The organism is Hasllibacter halocynthiae (assembly GCF_003003095.1).
GTDB lineage: Bacteria > Pseudomonadota > Alphaproteobacteria > Rhodobacterales > Rhodobacteraceae > Hasllibacter > Hasllibacter halocynthiae.
On the sequence record NZ_PVTT01000001.1, the window covers coordinates 822,460 to 838,142 of the forward strand.

General features: G+C 71.5%; 13 protein-coding genes and 1 tRNA gene. 5 read left to right on the forward strand and 9 right to left on the reverse strand.

All coding sequences use genetic code 11. The features are described from left to right. Positions 1-68: 68 nt before the first annotated feature. Entirely contained in the window at positions 69-1,445 is a 1,377-nt protein-coding gene (locus tag BCF33_RS04165) for an MFS transporter (protein WP_245883713.1), read from the forward strand. Here BCF33_RS04165 and BCF33_RS04170 read toward each other — a convergent pair. The 4 genes from BCF33_RS04170 to BCF33_RS04185 all read right to left on the reverse strand — a co-directional run bounded on the left by BCF33_RS04170 (position 1,442) and on the right by BCF33_RS04185 (position 7,006). Next, entirely contained in the window at positions 1,442-2,197 is a 756-nt protein-coding gene (locus tag BCF33_RS04170) for a squalene/phytoene synthase family protein (RefSeq protein WP_106159629.1), read from the reverse strand. The genes BCF33_RS04165 and BCF33_RS04170 overlap by 4 nt on opposite strands. Beyond that, positions 2,194-3,822 (reverse strand): citramalate synthase, encoded by a 1,629-nt coding sequence (gene cimA, locus BCF33_RS04175; protein WP_425432746.1) that lies wholly within the window; start codon positions 3,820-3,822, stop codon positions 2,194-2,196. Before cimA ends, BCF33_RS04170 begins: the two co-directional genes overlap by 4 nt. Further along, complete coding sequence (gene cysS / locus BCF33_RS04180; RefSeq protein ID WP_106159631.1) at positions 3,819-5,291, reverse strand: cysteine--tRNA ligase; 1,473 nt, start codon at positions 5,289-5,291, stop codon at positions 3,819-3,821. The genes cimA and cysS overlap by 4 nt, the downstream gene beginning before the upstream one ends. Positions 5,292-5,452: 161 nt before the next feature. Next, on the reverse strand, positions 5,453-7,006 hold the full coding sequence (locus tag BCF33_RS04185) for a helicase HerA-like domain-containing protein (RefSeq protein WP_106159632.1): 1,554 nt from the start codon (positions 7,004-7,006) through the stop codon (positions 5,453-5,455). A gap of 361 nt (positions 7,007-7,367) precedes the next feature. On the opposite strand from BCF33_RS04185, the gene BCF33_RS04190 reads away from it, so the two are divergent. Beyond that, a complete protein-coding gene (locus BCF33_RS04190) occupies positions 7,368-8,099 on the forward strand; it encodes an invasion associated locus B family protein (protein ID WP_106159633.1) in 732 nt (243 codons plus the stop codon). 22 nt (positions 8,100-8,121) lie between these two features. Here BCF33_RS04190 and BCF33_RS04195 read toward each other — a convergent pair whose 3' ends face one another. The 4 genes from BCF33_RS04195 to BCF33_RS04210 are packed head-to-tail and all read right to left on the reverse strand — an operon-like array spanning position 8,122 to position 12,350. Continuing rightward, complete coding sequence (locus tag BCF33_RS04195) at positions 8,122-9,330, reverse strand: beta-ketoacyl-[acyl-carrier-protein] synthase family protein (RefSeq protein ID WP_106159634.1); 1,209 nt, start codon at positions 9,328-9,330, stop codon at positions 8,122-8,124. Between the two features lie 10 nt (positions 9,331-9,340). Next, positions 9,341-9,613: an acyl carrier protein gene (locus BCF33_RS04200; protein ID WP_106159635.1), complete on the reverse strand. Its 273-nt coding sequence runs from the start codon at positions 9,611-9,613 to the stop codon at positions 9,341-9,343. Between the two features lie 9 nt (positions 9,614-9,622). Continuing rightward, the gene (locus tag BCF33_RS04205; RefSeq protein ID WP_106159636.1) at positions 9,623-10,708 is read right to left on the reverse strand and encodes a UDP-3-O-(3-hydroxymyristoyl)glucosamine N-acyltransferase; all 1,086 of its coding nucleotides are present in this window, start codon (positions 10,706-10,708) and stop codon (positions 9,623-9,625) included. Between the two features lie 40 nt (positions 10,709-10,748). Then, positions 10,749-12,350 (reverse strand): L,D-transpeptidase family protein, encoded by a 1,602-nt coding sequence (locus BCF33_RS04210; RefSeq protein ID WP_106159637.1) that lies wholly within the window; start codon positions 12,348-12,350, stop codon positions 10,749-10,751. Between the two features lie 318 nt (positions 12,351-12,668). Between BCF33_RS04210 and mepK the strand changes: the two genes are divergently transcribed. The 3 genes from mepK (at position 12,669) to BCF33_RS04225 (ending at position 14,551) form a co-directional block, all read left to right on the forward strand. Then, positions 12,669-13,214 (forward strand): peptidoglycan L,D-endopeptidase MepK, encoded by a 546-nt coding sequence (gene mepK / locus BCF33_RS04215; RefSeq protein ID WP_106159638.1) that lies wholly within the window; start codon positions 12,669-12,671, stop codon positions 13,212-13,214. A gap of 110 nt (positions 13,215-13,324) precedes the next feature. Further along, positions 13,325-13,401, forward strand: a tRNA-Arg gene (locus BCF33_RS04220). Position 13,402: 1 nt separating this feature from the next. Continuing rightward, entirely contained in the window at positions 13,403-14,551 is a 1,149-nt protein-coding gene (locus BCF33_RS04225) for an MFS transporter (RefSeq protein ID WP_106159639.1), read from the forward strand. Here the strand turns inward: BCF33_RS04225 and BCF33_RS04230 are convergent. Beyond that, positions 14,539-15,675: a spore photoproduct lyase family protein gene (locus BCF33_RS04230; protein WP_245883714.1), complete on the reverse strand. Its 1,137-nt coding sequence runs from the start codon at positions 15,673-15,675 to the stop codon at positions 14,539-14,541. The genes BCF33_RS04225 and BCF33_RS04230 overlap by 13 nt on opposite strands. Positions 15,676-15,683 lie beyond the last annotated feature (8 nt).

The window sequence follows — 15,683 nt, forward strand, 5'->3', positions numbered from 1 at the left end:
CCCGTCGACCCGGACCGTGCCGTCACGCCTTCCTCGCCAAGCCCGGCCGGCGGGGATAGGTCGGAGCCATGAAGGACGCCCTGCCCGACAGACCCGCCGCGCAAGCCGGCCCCGGCGGACCGGCCCAGCTCCCCGCGGCCACGGGCGCGGGCGGCGACCGGAGGGCGTGGCGCAACGTGGCGGTGCTGGTGGCGGCGCAGGCGTTCCTCGGCTCGCAGATCACGATGATCTTCGTGATCGGCGGGCTCGCCGGGCAGTGGCTGTCGCCGATCGCATGCCTCGCCACCCTGCCGATCTCGCTGATCGTGTTCGGCTCGATGACCTCCGCCCCGTGGATGAGCGCGCTGATGCAGGCCAGGGGCCGGGTGTTCGGCTTCGTCACGGGGTCCATGTCGGGCCTGCTGGGCAGCGCCGTCGCGGCCTACGGCCTCATGACCCAGAGCTTCTGGGTCTTTCTCCTCGGCTCGTACATGACGGGCATCTACATGTCCGCGCAGGGCTTCTACCGGTTCGCGGCGACGGACACGGCATCCGACGGGTTCAAGCCCAAGGCCATATCCTACGTGATGGCAGGCGGGCTGATCTCGGCGTTGATCGGGCCGCAGCTCGTGAAGGTGACGGCGGACGGGGCGGTCGCGGCCTCGCTCGGGCTGCCGCCGGTTCAATATCTCGGTACCTACGTAGCGGCGATGGGGATCAACCTCGTCGGCACGCTCTTCTTCTTCCTCCTCGACATCCCCCGGCCGGAGGCGCCGAGACCCACGGACGCGCCCGCCCGCTCGCGGCTGGACCTGCTGCGGACCCCGCGGATCGCGGTGGCGATCGTGGTGGCCATGGTGTCCTACGCGCTGATGAACCTCGTGATGACGTCGACGCCGCTGGCGGTGGTGGGCTGCGGGTTCCAGGGCACCCTCCTGCCCGGCCTCGACCTCGCCGCCCTGCCGGAGGACGACCTGCGAACGCGGTTCGTGGCCCATGCCTCGGACGTCGTGTCGCTGCACGTCATCGCGATGTTCGCCCCGTCCTTCTTCACCGGCCACCTGATCGTGCGCTTCGGGGTCGAGCGGATCATGGCGGCGGGCCTCGTCATCCTCGCGGCGGCAGGCGCGGTGGCGCTGGCCGGGACGGCGCTGCCGAACTTCTTCGGGGCGCTATTCCTGCTGGGTCTGGGCTGGAACTTCGGCTTCATCGGCGCGACCACGATGCTCGCCCAGGGCCACGCCCCGAGCGAGCGGGGGCGCGTGCAAGGCATGAACGACGCGCTGGTCTTCGGCATGGTGACGGTCGCCTCGCTGGCCTCGGGCGGACTGATGAACTGCTCGGGCGGCAGCGCGGTGCAGGGCTGGACGGCCGTGAACGTGGCCATGGCCCCTTTCCTCGCCCTTGCGGGGGGCGCGCTGATCTGGCTGGCCGTGCGCGGACGGCAGGGCCGGCGGGCCGGCTAGAGGCGGCCGGTCAGGGCGGCCTTCGCGAGGGCGACGGGGTCGCCGCCGGGGGCGAGCCGATCCTCGATCACGGCGTAGGGATCGCGCGCCGCGCGCCGCAGCACTGGGCGGGCCCGCCAAGCGGCGAGCATCGCCGGTGCGGCGGCCTTCGGCCAGCCCGCGCGGCGCGCCCCGGCCAGGCGGTCCAGCCCCCGCCGGGCCAGCGCCGCTACGGCATCCGGGCGCCCGTCCGGCAGCGGCCGCTTGCCTGCCGCCTCCAACGCGGGGACGGCCCGAAGCCAGGCGGCGAGGCCCTGGGCATGGGCCGCGCCCCGGATCGCCCCCTCGCCCTCGCCCGCCCCGAGGGCGCGCGCCGCGACCCAAAGGAGGTTCCCGGCCGTCGCGTCCAGATGCGCGTCCAGCGCCTCCCCGTCGTCCATGCCCTTCTCGTGCACGTCCCACCGCCGCGCCTCGACCGCCGCGGTCAGGAGGCGCGCGCCTTCCGCGTCCAGCACGGCAGCCAACGGGGTCGTCACCTCGTGGCGACGGACCTCGCCAAGCCCCGCGATCTCCTCCAGGGCGTCGATCCACCACTGAAGGCGCATCTCGGCGATCAGCGGCTCCTTCGTCAGCCAGGGCGCGCGCGAGACCTCGACGTTGAAGGCATAGAGGGGGAACAGGATCGCGCGCGCCGGAACCGCGGCGGCCATGGCGGCGCGGAACCGGTCGGGATCGCCCCGCTCGACCAGCGCGGCGCAGGCCTGCCAGCTCATTCGGCTGCTTCGGCGGCGGAGAGATCGCGCACCATCTTCCAGCGCACCGCGTCGAGCAGCGCCTCGAAAGACGCATCCACGATGTTCGCGCCGACGCCCACGGTGGACCAGCGCGCGCCCGCCCCGTCCTCGCTGTCGATGACGACGCGGGTGACCGCGTCCGTGCCCTTGCCTGTGATCCGGACCCGGTAGTCCACGAGGCGCATGTCGTTGACGACCTCCTGGAACGGCCCGAGGTCCTTGGCCAGCGCCCGCCAAAGCGCGTTGACCGGGCCCTTATCGCGCCCGTCAGGCCCGATGCTCTCCGAGACCGACAGCATCTTCTCGCCGCCGACCTTCACCACGACGACCGCCTCCGAAAGGCTGACCATGCGGCTCCGCCTGTCGCGCCGCCGCTCGACGGTGACGCGGTAGCGCTCGACCTCGAAGAAGGGTGGCAGACGGCCCAGCTCGGCCCGGGCGAGCAGCTCGAACGACGCTTGGGCGGTGTCGTAGGAATAGCCCTCCGCCTCGCGCGACTTGATCCGGTCGAGGATGCGGGCGAGCGCGGGATCGTCCGGGGCCGCATCGATCCCAGCGGCGGCGAGGCGCTGGCGGAGGTTCGACCGGCCTGCCTGATTGGACATCGGCACGACCCGTTCGTTGCCTACGGCCTTCGGGGGGACGTGCTCGTAGAGGGCGGGGGCCTTGCCGACGGCGCTGGCGTGCAGCCCGGCCTTGTGGGCGAAGGCGGCCGCGCCGACATAGGGCGCCTGCCGCCGGGGCACGCGGTTCAGGATGTCGTCCAGCATGCGGCTGGTGCGGGTCAGGCCCGCCAGCGCCTCGTCGGTGACGCCCGTGGCGAAGCGGTCCCGCCATGGCGCCTTCAGCTCGAGGGTGGCGATCAGGGTGGTGAGGTCGGCGTTGCCCGTCCGCTCGCCCAGGCCGTTGAGCGTGCCCTGGATCTGGCGCGCGCCTGCGTCCACCGCGGCGAGCGAGACGGCGACCGCCTGGCCGGTGTCGTCGTGGGCGTGGATGCCCGTCGCGCCCCCCGGGATCCCGGCCCGCAGCACGGCCTCGACGCCTTTCGCGGCGTCGGCGGGCATGGTGCCGCCGTTCGTGTCGCACAGCACGATCCAGCGCGCCCCGGCCTCATGGGCGGCGCGAAGGCATTCCAGCGCATAGCCCTGGTCGAGGGCGAGGCCGTCGAAGAAGTGCTCGGCGTCGAAGATCGCCTCGCGCCCTTCGGCGACGAGATGGGCGATCGACTCGCGGATGCTCTCCAGGTTCTCATCCGGGGCGATGCCCAGCGCCTGCTCGACATGCGCGGGGGAGGTCTTGCCGACGAGGCAGACCGCCGGGGTGCCGGCGTTCAGCACGGCCGCGAGCACGTCGTCGTTCGCGGCCGAGCGCCCGGCGCGCTTGGTCATCCCGAAGGCGCTCAGGGTCGCGCGCAAGGTCGGCGGCGCCTCGAAGAAGGCGTCGTCGGTGGGGTTCGTACCGGGCCAGCCGCCTTCCACGTAGTCCACCCCCAGCGCATCGAGCGCCCGCGCGATCCGCGCCTTCTCATGGGGCGAGAACTGGACGCCCTGCGTCTGCTGCCCGTCCCGCAGGGTGGTATCGTAGAGGGAGAGGCGGGTGGTCACAGCAACGCCTTCAGCGCGGCGCGGTCCACGCTGGGGCCGGGGGACCATTCGGTTCCGCCAGGGCCGTCGCGCACCTCGATCCCCGCCGCGACAAGACCGTCGCGAATCGCGTCGGCGCTGGCGAAGTCGCGGGTCCCCTTCGCTTCGCTGCGTTTCTCGAGCAGCTTCTCAACCAGTGGGACTACCTCGAATGCATTCTCGATTGTCGCTCGCAGTTGCTGCGAATCGTGCGCAGACGCCAGTGTCTTAGGATGATCCCAAAGGTTGAGCCCCAGTAGGGAGAATGACGCGGCGATGGCCTGTCCGCTCTCAATAAGCTCGGTGGCTGTGTATCGAACGGCCAAAGCACGACGTCGGAGAAGCTGAAGTGCACTTGCGGTATCCAAGTCATTCCGTAGGGCTTCGACGATCTCGGGAAGCGGCGATACCGTCCGATCTAGTCCACCTTCCTGTTCACGAATGCTGCCAAGGGTGCCGGTGAAGTCCCCAATCATCTTCGACGCTTCGTGCAGTCGCACAACCGAGAAATCGAGCGGCTCCCGGTAGCGAGTCATGAGGAATGCCGTTCGTATGGTCGGTCCGTCCACCGGAACCCCACCATGCCTGCCCGTCTCCAGCAAATCCCGCACCGTGAAGAAGTTGCCCAGGGACTTGGACATCTTCTGCCCCTCGACCCGCAGCATCTCGGAGTGGAGCCAGTAGTTCGCGAACCCCTCGTCCGGGTGGGCGCAGGTGCTCTGGGCGATCTCGTTCTCGTGGTGGGGGAACTTGAGGTCCGAGCCGCCGCCGTGAATGTCGAAATGCGGCCCTAGCAGCTCCGCCGACATGGCCGAGCATTCGATGTGCCAACCCGGGCGGCCGCGACCCCAGGGCGAGTCCCAGCCCGGCGTGGCGTCGTCCGAGGGCTTCCAGAGGACGAAGTCCATCGGATCGCGCTTGTAGGGCGCGACCTCGACCCGGGCGCCGGCGATCATGTCGTCGACCGATCGCTTCGACAGCACGCCGTAGCTCGGGTCGGTGCGGACCGCGAAGAGGACGTGACCCTCCGCCGCGTAGGCATGGCCCCTCGCGACGAGGTCCTCGATCATGGCGATCATCCCGGGAACGTGGTCCGTCGCGCGCGGCTCGTCCGTAGGGGGGAGGTTGCCCAGGGCCGCCATGTCCTCGTGGTACCAGTCGAGCGTCTCGTCCGTTATCTCGCGGATGGGGCGCCCGGTCTCGGCGGCGCGGGCGTTGATCTTGTCGTCCACGTCCGTGACGTTCCGGACGTAGCGTACATGATCTTCACCGTAGAGGTGCCTGAGGAGGCGGAACAACACGTCGAACGCGACGGCCGTGCGGGCATTCCCGAGATGCGCGCGGTCGTAGACCGTGGGCCCGCAGACGTAGAGGCGCACGTCCGACGGGTCGATGGGGACGAAAGGGCGCCTCGTCCCGGTCATGCTGTCGTGGAGCCTCAGGGTCGTCATGGCCATCTCCGGCGCTGGCTGCGCGCGGCGGGGGTCGTGACGATGGGATGCCGCGCGCGGAGGGTGTCAGTGGGTCCGGCAAATGCAGGTGCGGGCGGGCATGCCCGGCCGCTAGCCGGTCGTGGAGGCGATGTAAAGATCCTGCCCCCGCTACCCGGACCCTAACGTCCCCGGAAGAGGCCGCCGAGGAAGCCGCGCACCATCCGGCGGCCGGTCGTGCCCTTCAGCTCCTTCAGGACGACCGTGGCGAGGGCCCCGCCGATGCCGTCGACGAAGCCGCCGGAAGCCGGCTTGCGGCCCCGCGCGGCGGAGCGGCCGACCCGCTCGCCCGACCAGCGCCGGCCGGCCTGGTACTCGCGCTGGGCGGGCCCGGCATCCGCCTCGGCTTCCTCGGCGGCCTCGGCTTCCTCGGCGGCCTGCAGCGCGCGCTTCTTCAACCGCTCGTAGGCGGAGATGCGGTCGAACGCGGTCTCGTAGGTTCCTGCGACTGGGCTGGACGCTATGATTTCGGCCCGCTCGGCGTCCGTAATGGGCCCGAGCCGCGACGAGGGCGGGCGGATCAACGTGCGTTGCGCCACGCCCGGCGCGCCCTTGTCGTCGAGCAGGGAGGTCACGGCCTCGCCGGTGCCGACCTCGCGGATCGCGTCCTCGACGGAGAAGGCCGGGTTGTCGCGATAGGTCTCGGCCGCCTGGCGCAGCGCGCGGCGGTCGCGGGCGGTGAAGGCGCGCAGCGCGTGCTGAACCCGGTTGCCGAGCTGCCCCAGGACGTCATGGGGCACGTCGTCGGGGTTCTGCGTGACGAACCAGACGCCCACGCCCTTCGAGCGGATCAGCCGGGCGACCTGCTCGACCTTGTCGACGAGGGCCTTGGGGGCGTCGTCGAAGAGGAGGTGCGCCTCGTCGAAGAAGAAGACGAGGCGGGGCTTCTCAGGATCGCCCACCTCGGGAAGCTGCTCGAAGAGCTCGGAGAGGAGCCAGAGCAGGAACGTCGCGTAGAGGCGCGGCGAGGCCATCAAGCGGCCCGCGTCTATCACGTTGATCCGGCCCTCGCCGTCCGGCGTGGTCGCCATGAGGTCGCCGAGGTCGAGCGCCGGCTCGCCGAACAGGGCCTCGCCGCCCTGCTCCTCCAGGACGAGAAGGCGGCGCAGGATGCTGCCCACCGTCGCGCGCGAGACGTTGCCGTAACGCAGCGCCAGGGCCGATCGGTTCTCGCCCACCCAGACGAGCATGGCCTGCAGATCCTTGAGATCGAGAAGGGGCAGCCCCTCCTCGTCGGCGGTGCGGAAGGCGATGTTCAGCACCCCTTCCTGCGCTTCCGAGAGGTCCATGAGGCGCGACAGGAGGAGCGGCCCCATCTCGGCCACGGTGGTGCGGAGGGGATGCCCCCGTTCGCCGAAGAGGTCCCAGAAGGTGACGGGGAAGGCGCGGTGCTCGAGGTCGAGGCCGATGGTCGCGGCACGCTCGGCGAAGGCCTCGCGCATCTCCGGCCCGGGATCGCCGGCCTTCGCGAGACCCGCGAGGTCGCCCTTCACGTCCGCCAGGACCACCGGAACGCCGGCGGCCGAGAATCCCTCGGCCATGATCTGCAGCGTCACCGTCTTGCCTGTGCCCGTCGCCCCCGCGATCAAGCCATGGCGGTTGGCACGGCGCAGAAGCAGGTGCTGCGGCGTGGCGTAACCCTTGCCGCCGCCGCCGATGAAGATGGCGTCGTCCATTGTCGATCCCTTCGAGAAATTCACAGGCTCCATACAGGGACGATCCTGAGGCGCGCCAGACGGAACGCCGACTGCAAGGCGGTTTGCGCCGCACGACCTGAGCCCCCTCCCCGGTCAGCGGAAGCTGCGCCTTGCCATGCGCTTGACCCCCCCGGCAGCCGGACATAACGTTGCGTCCAATCAACGAGCCGGCCGGTCCGGCAGGGAGTGGGAGGGGGTCCGCGAGGGCCCCCTTCCTTCCGTTCGGAACGCCTCCCGCCGGCCTCGCCCCGCTGCGGGCACCCGCGTTCGAGGGCGGCGCTGACAGCGTCCGGACGCCGTGCTAGGCGGGCGCCAGCCACACTTCGAGGATCCTAAAGACATGACGACCAGGCCCATCGCCCTCTCCGCCCTTCTCGCCGCCACGCTGGCGGCCGCGCCTCTCTCGGCGCAGGACGCAGCGACCGACGACACAGCTGCGGACGCACCCGCGGGCGCACCGGCGGACGCCGGCGCTGCCGCGGCCGACGACGCCGCGCCGGCCGGGGGCGGCGACACGAACGGCGCCGCCGACGCCGGGGCGGAAGGCGCGGAAGACGGCGCCGAGGCGGAGGGCGGCACCAGCGTCGAGGATACGGACCTCAACCTGGCGCCCGACGTGATCGAGGTCGGCGACCGCTACATCGACGCCGAGTTCACCGATTGGCAGCGCCAATGCGTCCGTGCGCCCGAAGATCAGGAAGACGACTGCCAGCTCTACCAGCTCCTGCGCGACCAAGACGGCAACCCCACCGCCGAGATGAGCGTCTTTCCCGTGCCCGGCAACGGCGAGGCGGTCGCGGGCGCGACCATCATCACGCCGCTGGAGACGCTGCTTCCCGAGGGCCTGCGCCTTTCGGTCGACGGGGGCGAGGCACGGGGCTACCCGTTCACCTTCTGCGCCGCGATCGGCTGCTTCGCCCGGATCGGCTTCCGCCAGGCCGAGATCGACGCCCTCAAGCGCGGCAACGCGGCGACCATCGTGATCAACCCCGTCGCCGCGCCGGACACGGACGTAGAGCTGGACGTCTCCCTCTCCGGGTTCACCGCCGGATACGACTCGCTCTCGGAGTAGGGGACGGATCCCCGGGGGCGGCCTAGGCCGCCCTCAGGGCCAGGACCGCGTTGTGCCCGCCGAAGGCGAACGCGTTGGAGAGCGCGGCCCCCACCTTCGCCTCGCGCGCCTCGTTGGGTACGACGTCGAGCGGGCAGTCCGGGTCCGGCGCCTCGTGGTTGACCGTGGGCGCGACCAACCCGTCTCGCACCGCCATGATGACGGCCAGCAGCTCCACCGCGCCGGTGCCGCCGATCAGATGCGCGTGCATGGACTTGGTGGAGGACACCATCAGCCGGTCCGCATGGGCGCCGAACGCGTCCGCCAGGGCGGCGCACTCCGTCCTGTCGTTCGCGGCGGTGCCGGTACCGTGCGCGTTGACGTAGCCGACCTCGGACCGGTCCAGGCCGGCGTCCCGCAGCGCCCCCCGGATGGCCCGCGCCGCCCCTTCGCGCGAGGGCATGACGATGTCGCTCGCATCCGAGGTCATCGCGAAGCCGGCCACTTCGGCGAGGATGTCGGCCCCGCGGCGCATCGCGTGCTCGCGCTCCTCCAGGACGAAGGCGCCGGCACCCTCGCCCTGGACCATTCCCGTGCGGCCCAGGCTGAACGGTCGGCAGGTGTCGCGGGCCATGACGCGCAGCCCCTCCCACGCCTTGATGCCGCCGAAGTTCAGCATCGCCTCCGAACCGCCCGTGACCATCACCGGCGCCAGCCCCGACCGGACGAGCCAGAACGCCTGCCCGATCGCATGGTTGGACGACGCGCAGGCCGAGGCGACCGTGTAGGACGGACCCCTCAGGTCGTGCCGCATCGAGACGTGCGCGCAGGCCGCGTTGTTCATCAGCTTGGGCACGGTGAAGGGATGGACGCGGTTCTTCCCCTCCTCGTAGACCGCGCGGTAGCTCTCGTCCCGGGTGTTGTGGCCGCCGTCCGAGGTGCCGAGGACCACGCCCGACCTCTCCGCCAGCTCGCCGTCGAAGGAGAGGCCGGACTGGGCGATGGCCTCCTCCGCGGCGATGAGGGCGAACTGGGTGCAGCGGTCGTAGAGGGCGAGCTGCTGGCGGTCGAAGCGCGCCGCCGGATCGTAGCCCGGCACCTGTGCGCCGATCCGCACCGAGAGGCGGTCCACGTCGCGGAAGTCGAGCGGGCCGATGGCGCAGCGCCCCTCGCGCATCGCGGCGAGGGTGGCGGCCACGTCCGGGCCGAGCGGGTTGATCGTGCCCGCGCCCGTGACGACGACGCGCTTCATCGGGGCCGCCTCACGCCGCGCCCTTCTGCTCCCGCACGAGATGCTCGACGGCGCCGCAGATCGCCCCGACGGAGGAGATGTCGAACTCCGACGCCTGCGGGTCGTTCGCGTTGAACGGCACCTGGATGTCGAACGCCTCCTCGATGGCGAAGATGCTCTCCACCAGGGCGAGGGAGTCGATCCCCAGATCCTGCAGGCTCTGGTCGTCGGCGACGTCCGACGGGTTCAGCAGGGCCTGTTCGGCCAGGATCGTTCGGGTGCGGCTGCGGATGTCGGACGGCATGGGGGCGATCTACTCCCCCTCGGGCGGGGATTGAAGGCGGGATTTCAGGGCCTGCACGTCCCGGAACAGACGTGGCAGCCGCCGCCATGCCTTCTGTATCTCGATCTGGGTTTCCATCTTCGTCGCCGGGCTGCCGAGCAGCACCCGTCCCGCCGGCGCGTTGGTGTAGATGTTCGTGCCGCCCCCCGCGACCACGTCGTCGCCGACCGTGATGTTGTCCGAGACGCCGACCTTTCCGCCGAGGACGACGCGGTCGCCGATCCGCGCGCTGCCCGCGATGCCGACGAGGCCGCAGAGAAGACAGTCCTCCCCCACCACCACGTTGTGCCCGATCTGCACGAGGCTGTCGATCTTCGTGCGGCTTCCCACCCGCGTCGGGCGGATGGTCCCGGCGTCGAGCGTCGCGTTGGCGCCGATCTCGACGTCGTCGCCGATCAGCACGCCCCCGATGGAGTGGATGCGCGTCCAAGCCGCGTCACCCTGCCCGCCCCCCTCCCCGCCGAGCGAGGCGCGCGCCGCCTCCACCCCCGAACGTTCCGGCGTGACATAGGAGAAGCCGTCGCCGCCGATCACCGCGCCGGGCTGGGCGATGAACCCGTCGCCAACGCGCACCCCGCGGGCGATGCGGACCCCCTCGCGGATCAGCGCACCCGCCCCGAGCGCGCCCATGACCGACGCATGGGCGCCGATGCGGGCGTTCGGGCCGATCCGCGCCTCCGGGCCGATCACCGCGAGCGGGCCGATCGACGCGCCCGCGCCGATCTCGGCGGCAGGGTCGATCACGGCGGACGGATGGACGCCGGGCGCGATGCCGGCACCGGGGTCGAGATGCGCCGTCAGCCGGGCCAGCGCGTAGCGGGGCCGCGGCACGAAGATGGCCGCCTCGAGCCCCAGCGCCCGCCAGTCCGCGCCGTCCCAGAGGATCGCAGCGCGCGCCGCGCCCTCTCGCAGCCCTTCGGCGAACTTCGGCGACATCGCGAGGGCGAGGTCGTCCGCCCCGGCCTCCGACGGCTCGGCAGGGGCGAGGACGGCGAGCGCGTCGTTCCCCTCTACGCGGCCGCCGAGGGCCTTCGCGATGCTGGCGACGGTGTGCATGGCGCGACCTTCCCGGGGGCGGAGGGCCCCTTCACGCGATCTAGGTGCCGTCTGCGGGCGACGGAACCCCGGCCGCGAGCAGCGCTGCGAGGAGGCGGGCATCGCGCCCATAGACGTCGGGCCGCGTGTGCAGCGTGCCGCGATGATCGGTGAAGGCGGTCCGGTACACGAGGTGCACGGGGACCGGATCCTCGAGGTCCACGCGCCGCTCGGCCCTCGTGCCGAGGATGCTGTCGAAGAAGTCCTGCGGCTCGTCCTCCTGTGCCGCGAGGAGGTGGTAGGCGAACCCCAGCGGATCGTTCAGGCGGATGCACCCGTGCGAGAAGGCCCGCCGCTCGCGCGCGAAGAGGTCGCGGGCCGGCGTGTCGTGCAGGTAGATCGCGTAAGGGTTCGGGAACATGAACTTCACCCGCCCTAGCGCGTTCCGCGGCCCGGGGGGCTGGCGCATGGAGAACGGGAAGGTGCGGGCGGTATAGCCCGCGAAGGAGCGGCCGCGCGAGACGACGCGCCCGCTCCGGTCGATCACCTCGAGGTGCGGGACGGCGGCCGGGTTGGCCCTCAGGCGCGGCAGGTACTCGTTCACGGTGATCGAGCGGGGGACGTGCCAGGACGGGTTCACCACCATGTAGCTCATCGACTCCGAGAACTCGGGCGTCTCGCGTCCGTCGTGGTCGGCGCCGATCACGGCGCGGGTCCGGAAGGTGACGACGCCGTCGTCGACCACGGCCGCGTGGAAATCGGCGAGGTTCACCCAGACATGGCGGGCGCCACGCTCGCGGTCCATCCAGCGCTCGCGCTCCATGGCGACGAGGACGGCGCCCAGGCGCTCGGCGGCCGGAACGTTCACCGCCTCGATGGTCGAGGCGCCGGCGATGCCGTCCACCTCGAGGCCGGAGGCTTCCTGGAAGGTGCGGACGGCTTCGGTCAGCGCGTCGTCGTAGCGCGATGATACGGAGCGCCCCATGAAGCCCATCGCGCGGAGCCGGTCCCGCAAGGCGACGACCGCCTCGCCCGACGCGCCGGGCGCGAGACGGCCGGGCGGCACGGCCGGGCCCCATCCGCCGGACCCGACGATCTCGGCGAGGCGGCGGCGCTGCATCATCAAGCGGCCGTACTCGAAGCTGCGGGGTGCCAGCGCGCGCAGGGCCTCCGCCGGATCGCCCCCGTCCATCGCGTCGAGAAGCGCGCGATCGTCCGCGCGCGGAATCTCGCGGCGGATGTCGGGATCGACCCGCGAGGGATCGATTACGCCCGAGGTCAGCGCGTGCGCGAAGTCGAGGTAGGTCTCCGTGAGCTCGACCTCGAGCCGTCCGCGCGCCTGCGGCGCCCGCGCCGCCGCGATACGGGAACGAAGGCCCTCGGCGTCCCAGCGCGCGGAAGGAAGCCCGTGGGCTTCCGCATCCCGGATCGCCTCGAGGAGCGCCCCGAGTCGCGCGCGCGAAGGGAGGTCGCCCGCCGTCCAGAGGGGGGCGAAGTCGCGCATGCGATAGAACGCGGCGACCGGTCCGTCCGCGTCCTCCAGTGCCGCCACGCCTTCGGCCACGGCGAACTGCAGGGCGGTCGGCGCCGCGTCCCGGGCGACTGCCGGTCCGCAGAGGGTGACCGCAGCGACGGCGACGGCTCGAAGGGTCGGGAAGAACATGCTGCGGCTCCGAAGCGAATCGTCGGACCACCAGGCCCATGGGCGGGAGGTTAGGACGCTTCGCGCGGACATGCGATCACGATGCTCGGCGTTGCGTCAATGGCAGGTGCCATTGCAGATACCGCACAGGATGCCCCCGAAGCGGCAGGTTTCTGCCGAAAGGGTAACGGAATCATAAGAAAATTATTTCACAGGTTGGTCAGCGGCGCGTGACGTGACACCAAATCGGCATGCCCTGGGCAGGGGCAGCCGGATGAACGTCGAACACGGCGCGCTGGCTTTGGGGAAGCGACAAACGGGACAGGCAAAATGACAGCGATGACGCGCCGCGGCCTTCTGGCCGCCTTCGCCGCCACGAGTGTGGCTGCAGCACCAACGTTCGCCAACGCCGCCGGGTTCCTTCGGGGCGCCGGCGACATCCGGCGGCTGAAGGTCTACAACGGCCGCACGGGCGAGAGCCTCGACACCATCTACTGGATCGAGGGCAATTACGTCGGACCCGCGATGGCCGAGATCAACCACATCTGGCGCGACTGGCGGCAGAACGAGTCGATCGAGATCGACCGCCGGACCATCGACATCGCCGCGGCCGCGCACAACCTCCTCGACGTGGACGAGCCCTACATGCTGCTCTCGGGTTATCGCAGCCCGCGCACGAACCAGATGCTGCGCTCGCGCGGAAGCGGGGTCGCGCGCAACAGCCTGCACCTGCAAGGCCAGGCCGCCGACCTGCGCCTCGGCTCGCGCTCGGTGAACCAGATCTACCGCGCGGCCTTGGCATGCAACGCCGGCGGCGTCGGGCGCTACACCTCGTCCAACTTCGTGCACATGGATTGCGGCGCCGTCCGCAGCTGGGGGCGCTGAGGCACAGCCCGGCACCTTTCCCGGCTTCCCCGACGCCGCCCGGACCGCATGCGCGAATGGGCGGCGTTTTCGTTTGAACCCGCCGGCCGGGCGGGATAGCAGGCCCCCAAGGACCGTTAGCTCAGCTGGATAGAGCGCTGCCCTCCGAAGGCAGAGGCCAGAGGTTCGAATCCTCTACGGTCCGCCATATGCCTCTCCTCCTCGTCATCGCGCTCTATGCTGCCGGCCTCGTGGCCGCGGCGCAGTTCGCCAAGTTCGGCCTCGCGCTGGAGGTGTTCGGCGCCGCCTACCCCGGGGCCGGTCCGGTGCTGGGCTGGCTGGTCTCGCTCATCTCGGGGGTCGGCGTGGTACTCGGCATGGCCGCGGGCGCGCTGGCGGCGCGAATCGGGTTGCGGCGGCTGCTGCTGGCCGGGCTCGCGCTCGGGGCGGCGTGCTCGGCCTTGCAGGCGCCGATACCGCCCCTTCCGGTCATGCTCGGGCTGCGAGTGGTCGAGGGGCTCTCGCATCTGGCCATCGTCGTCGCGGCGCCGACCCTGATGGGTACGCTGGTCCCGGCGCGGTGGCGTGGCGCGGCCATGACCCTGTGGGGCACGTTCTTCGGCGTGGGGTTCGCGCTGACGGCCTGGGTCGGCGTGCCGCTGGCCGAGATGCGGGGGCCGGGCGCCCTTCTCGTCGCGCATGCGCTGGTCGCGATCCTCGCGACGTTCGCCGTGGCGACTGTCCTTCCGCGCCGGCGGCTGGTCCCGGAAGGGCCCCGCCCGACGCTGGCCTGGATCATGGGGCGGCACCGGGCGGCCTATTCCTCGCCCTCCGTGGCGGCGCCGGCAGCGGGCTGGGTGTTCTACACGCTGACCTTCACGGCGCTGATCGTGGTGCTTCCGCCCCTTCTGCCATCCGATCAAGGGCCGTGGGTCGCGGGGGCGATGCCGCTGATCTCGATCCTCTCATCTCTGACGCTCGGGGTGGCGCTGCTTCGGCACCTGCCGGCCGTCGGGGTCGTATGCCTCGGATTGGCGGCGGCGGCGGGCATCGCGGGAACGATGACCCTGGCGATAACGCCCGCGGGGTGCCTCGCGCTCTTCGCCGCCCTCGGGCTGATCCAGGGGGCCAGCTTCGCGGCGGTCCCGCAACTGAACCCGGGTGCCGAAGCGCAATCGCTCGCCAACGGGGGACTGGCGCAGGCGGGAAACATCGGAAACCTCCTTGGCACGCCCGCTGCCTTCGCGGCAGTGGCGTTGGCTGGCCCTTGGGCGGCGCCGGCGCTGGCGGCCCTGGCCTATCTCGCGGCGTTGGGGGCGCATGCCGCGTTGGCCCGGCGGCGCGCTCACGTCCAGTAGAGGAGCCGGGTGGAAGGGATCGCCTGCGACAGTGCCGCCTCCAACGCCTCGCGCATCTCGGTCATCAACGCCTTCGGGTAGACATATTTCCGTCCTCCGAACTTGTTGCGCTTCACCGCGCGCACGGCCTCGTCCATCTCGAGCGCTGTTGCCGGATACCAGCCGAGAAGGACGTCGCGTGACCCCGGCGTGAAGCGGTGGGTGATCAGCTCGGCAGTGACGTCGGCCGCCTCGGGCAGCGCGGCGGCAGCGCGGTGGAAGAGGTCGGCATAAGCGTCCCGCCACCCCTCGATCGGCATGATGGGCGCGACCGTCAGACCCACGGGATAGCCCGCGCGGGCGAGGCGGCCCATCGCGTCCAGGCGACCCTGCAGGGGGGCGGTACCCCCCTCGAACCGCCGGGTGACCGCTTCGGCGTTCACCGAGAACCGCGCACGGGTCCGGCCGCCGTGATTCGCGGCCTCCAGCGTAGAGGTACCCGCGAACTTGGTGGTGAAGCGCAAGGACATGTCCTCCGGGCGGCGGGCGAACCATTCCACCGTCTCGGCGAGGCCCCCGGTCAGCGGCTCGAAGGCCAGCGGGTCGGTGTAGCAGGACGCCTCGAAGGTCGTGCCCTCGTGCCGTCGGTGGTCCTGCCGCGAGGTGACCGTCCCTTGCCCCGCCAGCGGCGGGAGGCGATCCAGGATCTCCGAAAGGTTCGCAAAGAGGCGCGTGACCGGGGGGCCGGAGAGCGACCCGGCGAGATAGCAGTACTGGCAGTGCGCGGGGCAGCCCGTGGCCAGGTCGAAACGCCAATCGGCCGATGGCGGGATCGGCTGCGGGCGCATGGCCGAAGGGCTGGCGACGGTGACGGCCAGGGTGGACTTGGCGCGCCGATAGGTCTCGCGCTCGGTGTCGCCGCGCAGGCCGGTGATGCGGTCGCCCTTCAGCTCGACCACCTCCGCGCCCCGGGCGGCGGCCCGCTCGGCGACGCGGACGGCGAGGGGCCATTCGCGTGCGGCCCGGGTGATCAGGACGCGGCGGGGGCGCCATGCCTTGGCCTGGGCGGAAGGCAGCGCCTCCAACGTCTCGGGCAGCTTTCGGGGCGCCTCGGCGCGGGTGGGGGCGATGTGCGGGGCCTGCATGGACAGGC

Coding starts and splice junctions, on each gene's coding strand:
- BCF33_RS04165 (WP_245883713.1), top strand. CDS start 69: ATGAAGGACGCCCTGCCCGACAGACCCGCCGCGCAAGCCGGCCCCGGC.
- BCF33_RS04170 (WP_106159629.1), bottom strand. CDS start 2,197: ATGAGCTGGCAGGCCTGCGCCGCGCTGGTCGAGCGGGGCGATCCCGAC.
- cysS (WP_106159631.1), bottom strand. CDS start 5,291: ATGACGACCCTGAGGCTCCACGACAGCATGACCGGGACGAGGCGCCCT.
- BCF33_RS04185 (WP_106159632.1), bottom strand. CDS start 7,006: ATGGACGACGCCATCTTCATCGGCGGCGGCGGCAAGGGTTACGCCACG.
- BCF33_RS04190 (WP_106159633.1), top strand. CDS start 7,368: ATGACGACCAGGCCCATCGCCCTCTCCGCCCTTCTCGCCGCCACGCTG.
- BCF33_RS04195 (WP_106159634.1), bottom strand. CDS start 9,330: ATGAAGCGCGTCGTCGTCACGGGCGCGGGCACGATCAACCCGCTCGGC.
- BCF33_RS04200 (WP_106159635.1), bottom strand. CDS start 9,613: ATGCCGTCCGACATCCGCAGCCGCACCCGAACGATCCTGGCCGAACAG.
- BCF33_RS04205 (WP_106159636.1), bottom strand. CDS start 10,708: ATGCACACCGTCGCCAGCATCGCGAAGGCCCTCGGCGGCCGCGTAGAG.
- BCF33_RS04210 (WP_106159637.1), bottom strand. CDS start 12,350: ATGTTCTTCCCGACCCTTCGAGCCGTCGCCGTCGCTGCGGTCACCCTC.
- mepK (WP_106159638.1), top strand. CDS start 12,669: ATGACGCGCCGCGGCCTTCTGGCCGCCTTCGCCGCCACGAGTGTGGCT.
- BCF33_RS04225 (WP_106159639.1), top strand. CDS start 13,403: ATGCCTCTCCTCCTCGTCATCGCGCTCTATGCTGCCGGCCTCGTGGCC.
- BCF33_RS04230 (WP_245883714.1), bottom strand. CDS start 15,675: ATGCAGGCCCCGCACATCGCCCCCACCCGCGCCGAGGCGCCCCGAAAG.